The sequence below is a fragment of the Bradyrhizobium sp. 1 genome (assembly GCF_023073315.1).
Taxonomy (GTDB): Bacteria; Pseudomonadota; Alphaproteobacteria; order Rhizobiales; family Xanthobacteraceae; genus Bradyrhizobium.
This window is the reverse complement of sequence record NZ_JADPJH010000002.1, coordinates 14,175-26,298: the sequence shown is the minus strand read 5'-3', so window position 1 is coordinate 26,298 and position 12,124 is coordinate 14,175. Positions and strand designations below refer to the sequence as shown.

The 12,124-nt window shown below is 64.1% G+C and carries 10 protein-coding genes; all 10 read left to right on the top strand.

Annotated elements, in window-relative coordinates; translation table 11 throughout:
• The first annotated feature begins 2 nt into the window (after positions 1-2).
• Positions 3-878: an ABC transporter permease gene (locus tag IVB29_RS00125; RefSeq protein ID WP_247501773.1), complete on the top strand. Its 876-nt coding sequence runs from the start codon at positions 3-5 to the stop codon at positions 876-878.
• Positions 879-1,868, top strand: coding sequence for an ABC transporter ATP-binding protein (locus IVB29_RS00120; protein WP_247501350.1), 990 nt, complete (start codon positions 879-881; stop codon positions 1,866-1,868).
• A 2-nt stretch (positions 1,869-1,870) separates the two neighbouring features.
• Positions 1,871-2,824: an ABC transporter ATP-binding protein gene (locus IVB29_RS00115; protein ID WP_247501772.1), complete on the top strand. Its 954-nt coding sequence runs from the start codon at positions 1,871-1,873 to the stop codon at positions 2,822-2,824.
• A 34-nt stretch (positions 2,825-2,858) separates the two neighbouring features.
• Positions 2,859-4,256, top strand: coding sequence for an amidase (locus IVB29_RS00110; RefSeq protein ID WP_247501349.1), 1,398 nt, complete (start codon positions 2,859-2,861; stop codon positions 4,254-4,256).
• Positions 4,257-4,308: 52 nt separating this feature from the next.
• Entirely contained in the window at positions 4,309-6,612 is a 2,304-nt protein-coding gene (locus tag IVB29_RS00105; RefSeq protein ID WP_247501348.1) for a penicillin acylase family protein, read from the top strand.
• 142 nt (positions 6,613-6,754) lie between these two features.
• On the top strand, positions 6,755-7,801 hold the full coding sequence (locus IVB29_RS00100) for an aromatic ring-hydroxylating dioxygenase subunit alpha (RefSeq protein WP_247501347.1): 1,047 nt from the start codon (positions 6,755-6,757) through the stop codon (positions 7,799-7,801).
• 271 nt (positions 7,802-8,072) lie between these two features.
• Positions 8,073-9,233, top strand: a complete 1,161-nt coding sequence (locus IVB29_RS00095) for a transporter substrate-binding domain-containing protein (protein WP_247501346.1) — start codon at positions 8,073-8,075, stop codon at positions 9,231-9,233.
• Positions 9,230-9,895 carry an ANTAR domain-containing protein gene (locus IVB29_RS00090; RefSeq protein ID WP_247501345.1) on the top strand — a complete coding sequence of 222 codons (666 nt, stop codon included), beginning with the start codon at positions 9,230-9,232 and terminating at the stop codon, positions 9,893-9,895. The genes IVB29_RS00095 and IVB29_RS00090 overlap by 4 nt, the downstream gene beginning before the upstream one ends.
• A 10-nt stretch (positions 9,896-9,905) precedes the next feature.
• Positions 9,906-11,159 carry an urea ABC transporter substrate-binding protein gene (locus tag IVB29_RS00085; protein WP_247501344.1) on the top strand — a complete coding sequence of 418 codons (1,254 nt, stop codon included), beginning with the start codon at positions 9,906-9,908 and terminating at the stop codon, positions 11,157-11,159.
• Positions 11,160-11,248: 89 nt separating this feature from the next.
• Positions 11,249-12,121 (top strand): branched-chain amino acid ABC transporter permease, encoded by an 873-nt coding sequence (locus tag IVB29_RS00080; protein ID WP_247501343.1) that lies wholly within the window; start codon positions 11,249-11,251, stop codon positions 12,119-12,121.
• Positions 12,122-12,124 lie beyond the last annotated feature (3 nt).

Below are 12,124 nucleotides of genomic sequence, written 5' to 3'. Positions count from 1 at the left end.
TCATGCTCGCCGTAACGCCGCCCCAGATGCTGGCCAAGCGCCGGCGATTTCGCGTTCTGCGCAAGCTTGCCGCGCATCGCTCGTTCAAGATCGGGCTGGTGCTCGTGACCATCCTCGTGCTGTGCGCGATCATCGGACCGATGCTGACCGGCATCGATCCCACGGCGATGAGCATCCGCTCGCGCTTCAAGCCGCCGTCCGTGCGTTTCCCGTTCGGCTCGGACCAGTACGGGCGGGACATCCTCACGCGCGTGCTCCATGGCGGTCGGCTGTCGCTGTCGCTCGGGCTTTCGGTGGCGCTGATTTCGGGCGTCTTCGGCGCGCTGATCGGGGTAACGGCCGGGTATTTCCGTGCGATCGATCCCTACGTCATGCGGTTGATGGACGCGCTGATGGCGTTCCCGGCGATCCTGCTCGCCATCGGTATCGGCGCCGCGCTCGGCGCGCAGGCCAGCAGCATCGTGGTGGCGCTGTCGGTTGCCTATGTGCCGCGCACGGCGCGCATCGTGCGCGCTTCCGTTCTGGTCATTCGCGAGATGGAATATTTGCAGGCCGCGCGGGTGAGCGGCGCCGGTGACCTGCACATTATCGTCAAGCACGTGCTGCCCAATTGCCTCGGGCCGCTGATCGTCCAGCTGACCTTCATCTTCGCCTACGCCATTCTTGCCGAAGCGGCGCTCAGCTTTCTCGGCATCGGACCGCCGCCGCCGACCCCAAGCTGGGGCAACATCATCGCGGAAGGGCGCGACTATTCGGTCGAGGCGTGGTGGGTGATGCTGTTTCCCGGCCTCGCGGTCAGTCTTGCCGCGCTTGGCATGAACCTCCTGGGTGACGGTTTGCGCGATGTGCTCGATCCGCGACTGAAGATCGAGACCTGAATGGCGGAGAAACCCCTTCTCAGCGTCGAAAATCTCACGGTCCAGTTCCGCGGCGATGCAGGCTGGGTGAAGGCGGTCGAAGGCGTGGACTTTGCGGTCGGCGCCGGCGAGTGTCTCGGCATCGTCGGGGAATCCGGCAGTGGCAAGAGCGTCAGCGCACTCTCGATCCTCAAGCTGCACAACCAGTCCAACACGCGTTATGCATCGGGCGCGATCCGCTATGGCGATCGCGACCTGCTGACGCTGCCACAGCGCCGGCTTCGCCAGGTTCGCGGCGGCGAGATCGCGATGATCTTCCAGGATCCGATGTCGTCGCTCAATCCGGTCCTGACCATCGCCGACCAGATTATGGAGCCGTTGCGCCAGCATCAGGGGCTTTCCGTCCAGGCCGCCCGGCGAAAGGCCATCGAGCTCCTGGAGATGGTGCGGATTTCCGACGCGTCGCGCCGCATCGACGACTACCCGCATCGGCTTTCGGGCGGCATGCGCCAGCGCGTCATGATCGCCATCGCGGTGGCATGCCGCCCCAAGCTTCTGATCGCGGATGAGCCGACCACTGCGCTCGACGTGACCATCCAGTCGCAGATCCTCGAACTGCTGCGCGAGCTCCAGCGCGAGATCGGCATGTCGGTGATTCTGATCACCCATGATCTCGGCGTGGTCGCGCAGTTCGCCCAGCGCGTCGTCGTCATGTACGCGGGGCGGGTCGTCGAAACCGCGTCCGTCCCGGCATTGTTCGAACGGCCGATGCATCCCTACACGGAGGGCCTGATCCGGGCGGTGCCGAATCTCGATGAAGATGTGCACCGGCTGACTACGATTCCCGGCAACATCCCCGATCCGTCGATGTCGATTGCGGGATGCCGGTTCAGTCCGCGCTGTCGTGAGGCCGTCAAGTCCTGCCTGTCGGAGCCGCCGGCTCTGGTCGACGCCGGTGCGGGCCATTTTGCGCGTTGTCCACCGCGCATCGCAGCGGGAGGGATCTCGTGAGCGTGGCCCCCATCGTCGTCGTGCGTGACCTGGTGAAGACTTTTGCGGCACGGGGCGCTCTGTTGCGTGCGGTCGATGGCGTTAGCTTTGATGTCAGGCAGGGCGAAACGCTCGGCCTCGTCGGCGAGTCCGGTTCGGGAAAATCCACAACAGGACGGATCCTGGTGGGGCTCGAAGCGGCGACCAGCGGGTCGATCAATCTGTTCGGGCAGGAGATTTCGTCGACGCGCGGCAGGGTGACGCCAGGCGCGGTGCGCCGGCGCCTGCAATTCGTGTTTCAGGATCCGCAGAATTCGCTCAATCCCCGCATGCGCGCGCAGGATGCCATCGCCGAGCCGCTCGATGTCGCAGGCGGATGGTCGCGCAGCGGCCGCAACGATCGCGTCCGCGAGCTACTGGAGATGGTTGGCCTGCCGCGATCCTGCGGTGATCGGTTTCCCCATGAGTTCTCCGGTGGCCAGCGCCAGCGCATTGGTATCGCGCGCGCCCTGGCGTTGAAGCCGGACTTCGTCATCTGCGACGAACCGGTTTCTTCGCTCGACGTGTCGATGCAGGCGCAAATCGTCAATCTGCTGCTCGATCTTCAGGAGCGGCTCGGCCTCAGCTATCTCTTTATCGCCCATGACCTCGCGGTCGTACGCAGCATTTCGGCGCGCGTGGCGGTGATGTATGCCGGCGGCATCGTCGAGATCGCGCCCAAGCGCGAGCTCTACACCTCGCCCCGGCATCCCTACACGCAAGCGCTGCTGGCGGCCGTCCCCCGAATTACATCGAACCGGGCGCATACCGCGGTCATCACCGGCGAACTGCCGAGCCAGATCGACACCGTCGCTGGTTGCACGTTTCATCCCCGTTGTCCGCTCGCGTTCGAACGCTGTCGAGCGGAGAAGCCGAAGCTGCGCGAGATCGCGCCCGGGCATCTCGCCGCCTGCCACCTTCAAAACACACCTGCCTGATGGCTGACGCCGCCTCAATTGATGGAGTTCTGGGATGACTGATCGCGATCTTCTCTTCATGCCGGCCGCGGCGGCCGCGCACCTGATCCGCAAGCGCGCTTTGTCTCCGGTCGAGTATGTGGATGCTGTGTTGGCTGCGCTCGAGAAGACGCAGCGGACGATTAACGCCTATGCGACGGTGACAGCCGATGCCGCGCGGGCGGAGGCGCGTGTTGCCGAACAGGCCGTCATGTCAGGCAAGGAACTCGGGCCGCTGCACGGCATCCCGGTCAATATCAAGGATCTCTTTTCCACCAAAGGGGTACGCACCGCACATGGATCGGCGATCCTTGCCGACAACATTCCCTCGCAGGACGACATCCTGGTGACGCGCCTGAAGCACGCTGGCGCGATCATGGTCGGCAAATCCACGACGCCCGAATTCGGCCACAAGGGCCACACCGATAGCCCGAGTTTCGGTGTCACGCGCAATCCCTGGAATCTCGAACGCACCGCCGGCGGATCGAGCGGTGGCGCCGCCGCCGCAGTCGCGGCCGGGCTAGGGCCGCTGGGCCTTGGCACCGACGGCGCGGGATCAATCCGCATTCCCGCCGCCGCTTGCGGCGTGGTCGGACTGAAGCCGACCACGGGTGCCGTGCCCTACGAGCAGACTTCGGACTCGTTTTTTAATTATGCCGCGGCCGGTCCGCTGACGCGCACCGTCGCCGATGCCGCGTTGATGATGGGCAGCCTTGCCGGTCCATCGTCGCTCGATCCGTGGTCGCTCGGTGCACCCGGTCACGGAGCGCTGCCGCCGAGCCTGATCTCCGAGGATCTGTCCGGTGTGCGGATCGGATATTTGTCTGGCATGAGCGACTACGGCGCCGATGTCGCGGCCAATGCCAAGGCCTCGCTTGCGGCGCTTGCTGCGCTTGGTGCCGAGGTGGAGGAGGCGGGCGCCGAAATGGACTGGATCGCTGGCGCCGCGCGGGTGATGTATCTCGCCAATCTGAACGTCTATTTCGGCCACCATCTCGAGAAATGGCGCGACCGCATGGATCCGGTGCTGGTGGAATGGATCGCAGCCGGCAGCCGCGCCAATCTGGTCGATTTTCGCAAGGCTCAGGTCGCGCGCTCGCGGCTTTATCGTGGCGTGCAGAAACTGCTGGAAACCTATGATTTCCTGGTAACGCCGACCTTGCCCACCACCGCGATTCCTGCAGAGGCCGGCAAGACAGTCGATGCGCTGTTCAACCGCGGCTGGAACGCCTTCGTCTACCCCTTCAATCAAAGCGGCAATCCGGCGCTGTCGATACCCAACGGCTTCGGCGCAGATGGATTGCCGACCGGGCTGCAGATCGTCGGCCGCTGGTGGAAGGACAGCGATGTCTTGCGGCTCGGCGCCATCCTGGAACGGAGTCAGCCCTGGGCGGATCGCCGGCCGTCGCTCTGAAACAGATCGGATGACGAAGTCTCGCGTACCAACCTGAGAATGGAGAAAGAGCGTGCCAAACGCTGCCGAAGATCATCAATCACGCCTGCCTCAAACCAGCGGTGTCGTCACGCTGCGCGGCCTCAATGCTGGCGTCGACGTCCACAGGGATGCCTGGGGCATTCCACATGTCCGTGCGCGCGGAACGACGGATGCTTTCTTCGCACAGGGCTATGTCCACGCCCAGGACCGGCTCTGGCAGATGGATGCTGCGCGCCGACGCATGCTCGGTCGCTGGGCGGAATGGGAGGGCCGCGCGGGCATCGCAGCCGATACATTGGCGCGCCGGCTCGATGTCGCGGGCGCGTCGCAACGCGATTACGCCGGTTTGTCCGGCGAAGCGCGTGCGATGCTCGAGGCCTATGCCAGCGGTGTGAATGCATTCCTGGCGCAGGGCGCGCCGCTGCCGTTCGAATACGGCCTGGTCGGCGGCGAAGTCGAACGATGGGAGCCATGGCACTGCATCCTCGTGATGCGGCAGCGCGGTTATCTGATGGGTTCGGTCTGGTTCAAGCTGTGGCGTGCGGCGGCACTGCGTGCCATCGGGCCGCACCACGTCGCCAAGCTGCGTTACGATGACGGCGGCCAGGATTTGCTGGCAACGCCGGCAGGCGCGGAAGGCAAACGATGGATCGCCGCGCTGGAAGATCTGGCGCCGGCTGTCGAAGCGCTGGCGGCGCTCGCCGGGCCGGAGGCGACTGATGGCGGCAGCAACAATTGGGCAGTTGGGCCGTCGCGGACGGCCTCCGGCCGGCCTTTGCTGGCCGGCGACCCGCACCGTGCCTTCGAGATGCCGAGCCTGTACTCGCAATTCCATCTGGCCTGCGACGGCTTCGATGCCATCGGTCTTTCCGTGCCCGGCGTGCCTGCCTTCCCGCACTTTGCCCACAACGGCCATGTCGCGTTCTGCGTGACCCATGCCTTTGTCGATATCCACGACGTCTATGTCGAGAAATTCAAACTCGGCGACGCCTCTCGTTACCTGTTCCGGGACGAATGGCGCGAGGTGAATATCCGTCATGAACGCATCGCGGTGCGCGGTGGTCCCGACGTCGACATCGAGGTCGTCGCCACCCACCACGGGCCCGTGATCGCCGGGGATCCGCGCAAGGGAGCGGCATTGACGTTGCGGTCGGTGCAGTTCGCAGAGCTCGATCTGTCGTTCGATTGCCTGCTGCCGATGCTGCGTGCCACCAACGTCGATACGCTCTATGATGCCACGCGGGGCTGGGGCCTGATCGATCATAATCTGGTTGCGGCTGATACCGCGGGGAAGATTGGAAATCTCGTGCGCGCCGTCGTGCCGCGCCGCCCCCGCCTGAATGGCTGGCTGCCGGTGCCCGGCTGGACGGGAGACTATGAATGGCAGGGTGCCATTCCCTGGGAAGACATGCCGCGCGCCTTCGATCCGCCTGATGGCATCCTGGTCACCGCGAACAATCGCGTCGCCGCCGACGATCGCCCGGACTACCTCTGCACCGATTGTCATCCGCCGTACCGCGCAAAGCGCATCGCCGAGCGGCTCGCCGAGCTTTCGGCCGCGTCCGTCGACGACATGAGCAGCATTCATGCCGATACGCACAGCTTCACGGCGCGCGAATTCATCGCCCGCCTCAGCCGCCTCCCGGCGATCGAGGGGCCGACCGCCGCGCTGCGCGATCTCATCACTGGATGGGACACGCGTATGGCGGCGGATTCAAAGGCAGCCGCGGCCTATGCGCGGACGCGCCGCGAGCTGGCGCGCATAGTTCTCGAACGATCCGGCTTGAGCGCGGTGACGCGCGATCCAGTCAGCCAGGTTGCCCCGGGCGTGGTGCCGCTCAATCAGATCTGGTGGGCGCTGCCGTCATTGCTGCGCAATGACGATACCGCGTTTCTCGGTGGCTGGGATTGGGATCGCGCGCTGGCAACGGCGCTCGCGCGCGCAGCGGAGATCGACGACGGTAAGGCATGGTCGGAACTGCATCATGTCCGCATGGCGCATCCGCTGTCGGCGTCCTTCCCGCAGGCGGTCGCGCAGCTCGAACCGCCGGGGCTTCCGGTCGGTGGCGACAACGACACCGTCATGGCGAATGGATGCTATTGGGCGTCGTCCGGTCTGACTGCGGCCTATGGCGCGGTCGCACGCTACGTCTTCGACGTCGGCAACTGGGACAATTGCGCTTGGGTCGTGTTTCACGGCGCTTCGGGACACCCCGCGAGCCCGCATTATGCCGATCAGCACGCTGCATGGGCCGCCGCCGAAATGGTCCCGATGCTGTATGACTGGAGCGTCATCGCGAAGACGAGCGATAGGCTCGTTCTGCAGCCGGCGTAGGCTGAATGTCCGGCCATCGTGCCGACGCCGGACTTCGTATCCTCCAAATCTCACGTGAAGTCGTGCAATCCGGACAATCCGATTGACGTTTAAGCATCCAAAGGTTGTACTGGGTCACTCCAGTGGCGAGTGAGGTGAGGTCATGGTGATCGCGTCAACCTGGGATACCGAGAGAGCCGATTATCGCGCCATCGTCAACGAATGGCACGTGGTCCGCCGGAGCGAGGAGGTCGCGGAGGACGCCATCGTGCCGGCGCGCTTGCTTGGCGAGGATATCATCCTGTGGCGCCATGACGGCGAGGTTCACGCGTGGAAGGATTATTGCCGTCATCGCGGCGCGCGCTTGTCGCTCGGTTGGGTGAAGGATGGTTGCGTCGTCTGCCCCTACCACGGCTGGGAATACGGCACTGATGGTGCGTGCCGCCGCTACCCGGCCCATCCGACGACCCGGCCGACGAGCCGAGCCGCGGCATTCCGCCATCACGCAGTCGAGCGGTATGGATACGTTTGGGTCTGTATGGGCAATCCAGTCTCCGCTGTTCCTCCGTTTCCTGTCTGGGAGGATGCGACCTATCGCAAGGTTCAGGCGGGACCGTACCACTATAACGCAAACGCCCTTCGTGCCGTGGAGAACTTTCTCGATCCGGCGCATTTTCCGTTCGTGCACGCCAACCTCAATGGCAACCCCGATGATCCCGACGAGCTCGTGGATTACGATGTCGTGTTGACGGATGAGGGCTTGCGTACCAGCGAGATCACCTTGTTTCAGCCTCACGGCGATCATCGCGGCATTCCCATTACCGCGCGTTATCATTACTACTGCTTCCGCCCCACGACGGCCTATTTCAACAAGAAGACCGGGGAGGTTGAGCGCTTCTGCACGTTCATGGCCGTCACGCCGGTCGATCTCGAATACTGCGTGCTGCATCTGACCGCCGCCGTCAATTTCGGCCTGGACATCGCCGTCGAGCAGATCGTGGCGCGCATGGACAAGGTGTACGAGCAGGACCGCGTGATCGTCGAGTCGCAACGCCCGAAGACTCTACCGCTTCATCCCAAGGACGAGATCCACCTGAGAAGCGATCTTCTCGGCGTCGAGTATCGCCGCTGGATTCGTGCATTGGCGGGTGACGGACCGATGCCGGATCGCGCGCAAGATCCGGCGGCCGAGGACGTGATCGCAAACTGAGTGACCGCGGCGCTTGCGAAACTGAGCACGCCGCGTGCCCTGCACATATTTGCTACAGGCCGATATGAATTGCGGCAATTTCCGCTGCAACAACGCGCTTGACATCGCATTCGATCTCAACGACCGTAACACGCAAGCGTCGGGCAAGGCAGCCCGTCAACGCGAACAAGTTCAAACCATTTCCAACGCCACGCTCAAGCGTGTTTGGTTGGCGGCGAAAGCGCCCTCGGCTTGACAGCCGGCGGGTGCTTTTTTGTTTTTGGATCGAGTGATGACGCGGAAGCATTATCGGATCGGCGTGATGTTCTCGACGACGGGCTCCTACAGCGTCGTCGCGCGCTCGATCCTCAATGGCGCGCTGCTGGCTTTTCAGGAGGTCAATGCGGGCGATCTCGATATCGAGCTCGAGCCTGTCGTGGTCAATCCGTCGGGTGACCTTGCGCGCTATCGTTCGCTCAGTCTCGAGTTGCTCGGTTCCGGCATTCGCCAGGTGGTCGGCTGCTACACTTCGTCCAGCCGCAAGGAGGTGATCCCGTGCTTCGAGAAGTTCGACGGGTTGCTTTGGTATCCCTCCCACTACGAAGGCTTCGAGAGCTCCGATAACGTCATCTACACCGGTGCGGCGCCAAACCAGCACGTACTGCCGCTGGTCGATTATCTGGCATCCCGCGTCGGCTCGCGCGCCTTCTGCGTCGGCTCCAACTACATCTGGGCCTGGGAGAACAACCGCATCTTCCGCGAGGCGCTGATTGCGCGCGGTGGCACCGTGCTCGCCGAGCGCTATCTCCCGGTCGGGGATACCGAGGTCGACCAGGTCATTGCGGCGATCATCGACCAGCGGCCGGACTTCGTCTTCAACAATCTGATCGGCACCAGCGCCTACGCCTTCTTCCGAGCGTTCCGTGCCGCCTGCCAGGCGCGCGGGATCGATCAGGCCGCCGAAATTCCCGTTGCGAGCTGCACATTGTCGGAACCGGAATTGCCAGAGATCGGGCCGGACGCCGTCGACGGGCATCTGTCCTCAAGCGTCTATTTCTCGTCCTTGAATTCGCCGGAGAATGCCGCCTTCATCGATGCCTACACGCAATCATTTCCGGAGGGACCGGTCTCGTCGGCCGACGCCGAGTCCTCCTACATCGCCGTCAAGCTGCTCGCCGCAGCGTTGTCGCAGGCCGGCACGGACGACGCGCGAAAAGTGCGCGCCGCCGTGGCGGATCAGCGGCTGCGCGCGCCGCAAGGGGAGGTCCGCATCGACCGGCAGACCTTTCACGCCTGGCTCACGCCGCGGATCGGCCGCTCGTCTGCCAACGGACAGTTTGAAGTGCTGCTGGAATCCCGCGAGCCGATCGCGCCGGACCCTTATCTCATCCAGTCGTCGCCGCGCTTTGCCAGCGCAATGCGCTCTCCGCTTTTGAAAGTGGTGCAATCATGAGCTCTCGACTGCTTCAGAATTTCAAGGGCGGCCGTGCCATCGTCGTCACCAAGCGGGGCGGCTGGGAGAGCACGCTCGAAACGACGCTCGCCAAGCTCGGCGTCTCCACCGAATATCCTGAGATCATCGACGGCCGCGCGCAGATCGACATTGCGAACCTCCAGGCCGACCGCGACATCCTCTTCATCGATGGCGATCTCGAAGGCGCCGTCGCGATCGAGCTCAATCCGGCCTCGCATCTGCCGCCGGTGCCGGTGATCGGCCTCGTCGGCGTCGAGGCGCCGAGCCGGCTGAAGGCGCTCGTCAATCTCGGCGCGACCTCGTTCCTGCGCAAGCCGGTACATGGCGGCGCGGTCTACACATCTCTCTTCATGGGCATCAACCAGTTCCTGCTGCGCGCCGAAATGAGCGACCGCCTGCAGGACCTCGAGGAGCGCCGCCGCGGCCGTCGCGCGGTGATCCGGGCCGTGGTCCTGCTGATGCAGCAGGGCGGCCTCGACGAGGAGGGTGCCTATTCCCAGCTCCGTCGCGAAAGCATGCGCGCGCGGCAGAACATGGAACTCTACTGCGAGGAGTTTCTGAGCAAGCGGGCGAGGCCGCCCGACCCGACCGGCCGCACGACCGGCATCACGCTGCAAGGCGGCAACAAGCAAGCCATCTAGGAGAAGCAAAATGAGCAAGTCTGTATTGCGGGGGCTGCGTGCCGCAGCCCTCACGGGGACGCTTGTCCTCGGATCATCGATCGGATCACAAATTGCACTGGCGGCGGAAAACCCGATCAAGATGGGCGTGCTGGAGGATCAGTCCGGCGATTTCGCCGCGGCCACGATCGGCAAGGTCCACGCCATCCAGCTCGCCGCCGAGGAGATCAACAAGGCCGGCGGCATCATGGGCCGGCCGCTCGAACTGGTTCCTTACGACACGCAGTCCGACAACACCCGCTACCAGGAGTTCATGCGCCGCGTACTCCAGCGCGACAAGGTCGACGTCGTGTTCGCGGGCTTCTCCTCGGCCTCGCGCGAGGCGTATCGGCCGATCGTCGACCAGTTCAACGGCTTTGCTTTCTACAACAACCAGTATGAAGGCGGCGTCTGCGACGGCCACATGATCGTGACCGGCGCGGTGCCGGAACAGCAGTTCTCCACGCTCATTCCCTACATGATGGAGAAGTACGGCAAGAACGTCTACACGCTCGCCGCCGACTACAATTTCGGCCAGATCTCGGCGGAATGGGTGCGCAAGATCGTCAAGGAGAACGGCGGCAAGATGGCCGGCGAGGAATTCATCCCGCTCGGCGTGTCGCAATTCTCGCAGAGCATCCAGAACATCCAGAAGGCCAAGCCCGACTTCGTGGTCACGCTGCTGGTCGGCACCGCACAAGCCTCCTATTACGAGCAGGCGGCCTCCGCCAACGTCAACCTGCCGATGGCCTCCTCGGTCAACGTCGGCCAGGGCTACGAGCACAAGCGCTTCAAGCCGCCGAGCCTGAAGGACATGTACGTCACCACCAACTACATCGAGGAGATCGACTCGCCGAAGAGCAAGGAGTTCTACGCCAAGTTCAAGGCGAAATTCCCGAGCGAGCCCTATGTGAACCAAGAAGCGGAAAACTCCTATCTCGCCGTTTATCTCTACAAACAGATGGTGGAGCGGGCGAAGTCGACCAAGCGCGAGGACATCCGCAAGGTGATCGCGATGGGCGACGTCTGCATGGATGCGCCGGAGGGCAAGGTCTGCATTGACCCGAAGAGCCAGCACATGTCGCACACGATCTATCTCGCCAAGGTCGGCGCCGATCATTCGATCTCCTTCCCGAAGACCTGGGAGGACATCAAGCCGTACTGGCTGGGTGAAGCCGGCTGCGACCTCACCAAGAAAGATCCGATGGCGCAGTACACGCCGTCGAATCCTCCGCCGAAACCCTGACCCGGGGCTGATCGTCTCGGCGCTCGCGGCGCGCCGGGGCGATCACGGACATCTGCGACGGCAGTTTCTTCCCTCACACTGGTTGATTCATGGACATCGCGACCCATTTGTTTTCGGCGCTCTATCAATTCGGCGACGCCTTTGCGTTCCTGGTGCTCTCGGCCTGCGGGCTCGCGGTGATCTTCGGCATGATGGGCGTGATCAATCTCGCCCATGGCGAGTTCATCATGTGCGGGGCCTATGTCACCGCGGCGACCGTGCACGCGGGCCTGCCGTTGCCGCTGGGCATTTTGGCGGGCACCCTCGTGTCGGCGCTGGTCGGTGTGCTGGTGGAGCTCGCGGTCATCCGCCATCTCTATGACCGGCCGCTCGACACCATCGTCGCGACCTGGGGTCTCAGCCTGATCGCCACGCAGGGCACGCTGATCATGGTCGGCTCGACCATGGCAGGCGTCGGCACGCCGTTCGGCAGCTTTCAGGTCGGTGACTACTCCTATTCGATCTATCGTATCGTGCTGTTCTGTTCGGCACTCGGCGTGCTCGCCGCGCTTTATGCGTTGTTCAACTGGACGCGCTTCGGCGTGCTGGCGCGCGCCACCATCCAGGTGCCGCACATGGCGGCGGCCCTCGGTGTCGATACGCGCCTGATCTACAGTCTCACATTTGCTTGCGGCGCGGGGCTCGCCGGACTTGCCGGCGGGCTCTACGCGCCGACCATGACCCTCGTGCCGACCATGGGCGCAACCTTCATCATGGAGGCCTTTGTCACGGTCGTGATCGGCGGCGCCGACGTCTTCCTCGGCACGGCGCCCGCCGGCGGCCTGCTGGCGATCGTGAAGTCCGGGATGACATCCTGGCAGGGGCAGCTGTTCGGCCAGATCGGCCTGCTGGTCGCCGTCATCATCGTGGTCCGGGTCCTGCCGAAAGGCATCTCCGGCTTCGTGCTGCGCGAGCGCACCTGACGG

What these genes read in the sequence shown, in the direction of transcription:
- IVB29_RS00125 (WP_247501773.1), top strand. Translation starts at nt 3, where the DNA reads ATGCTCGCCGTAACGCCGCCCCAGATGCTGGCCAAGCGCCGGCGATTT.
- IVB29_RS00120 (WP_247501350.1), top strand. Translation starts at nt 879, where the DNA reads ATGGCGGAGAAACCCCTTCTCAGCGTCGAAAATCTCACGGTCCAGTTC.
- IVB29_RS00110 (WP_247501349.1), top strand. Translation starts at nt 2,859, where the DNA reads ATGACTGATCGCGATCTTCTCTTCATGCCGGCCGCGGCGGCCGCGCAC.
- IVB29_RS00100 (WP_247501347.1), top strand. Translation starts at nt 6,755, where the DNA reads ATGGTGATCGCGTCAACCTGGGATACCGAGAGAGCCGATTATCGCGCC.
- IVB29_RS00095 (WP_247501346.1), top strand. Translation starts at nt 8,073, where the DNA reads ATGACGCGGAAGCATTATCGGATCGGCGTGATGTTCTCGACGACGGGC.
- IVB29_RS00090 (WP_247501345.1), top strand. Translation starts at nt 9,230, where the DNA reads ATGAGCTCTCGACTGCTTCAGAATTTCAAGGGCGGCCGTGCCATCGTC.
- IVB29_RS00085 (WP_247501344.1), top strand. Translation starts at nt 9,906, where the DNA reads ATGAGCAAGTCTGTATTGCGGGGGCTGCGTGCCGCAGCCCTCACGGGG.
- IVB29_RS00080 (WP_247501343.1), top strand. Translation starts at nt 11,249, where the DNA reads ATGGACATCGCGACCCATTTGTTTTCGGCGCTCTATCAATTCGGCGAC.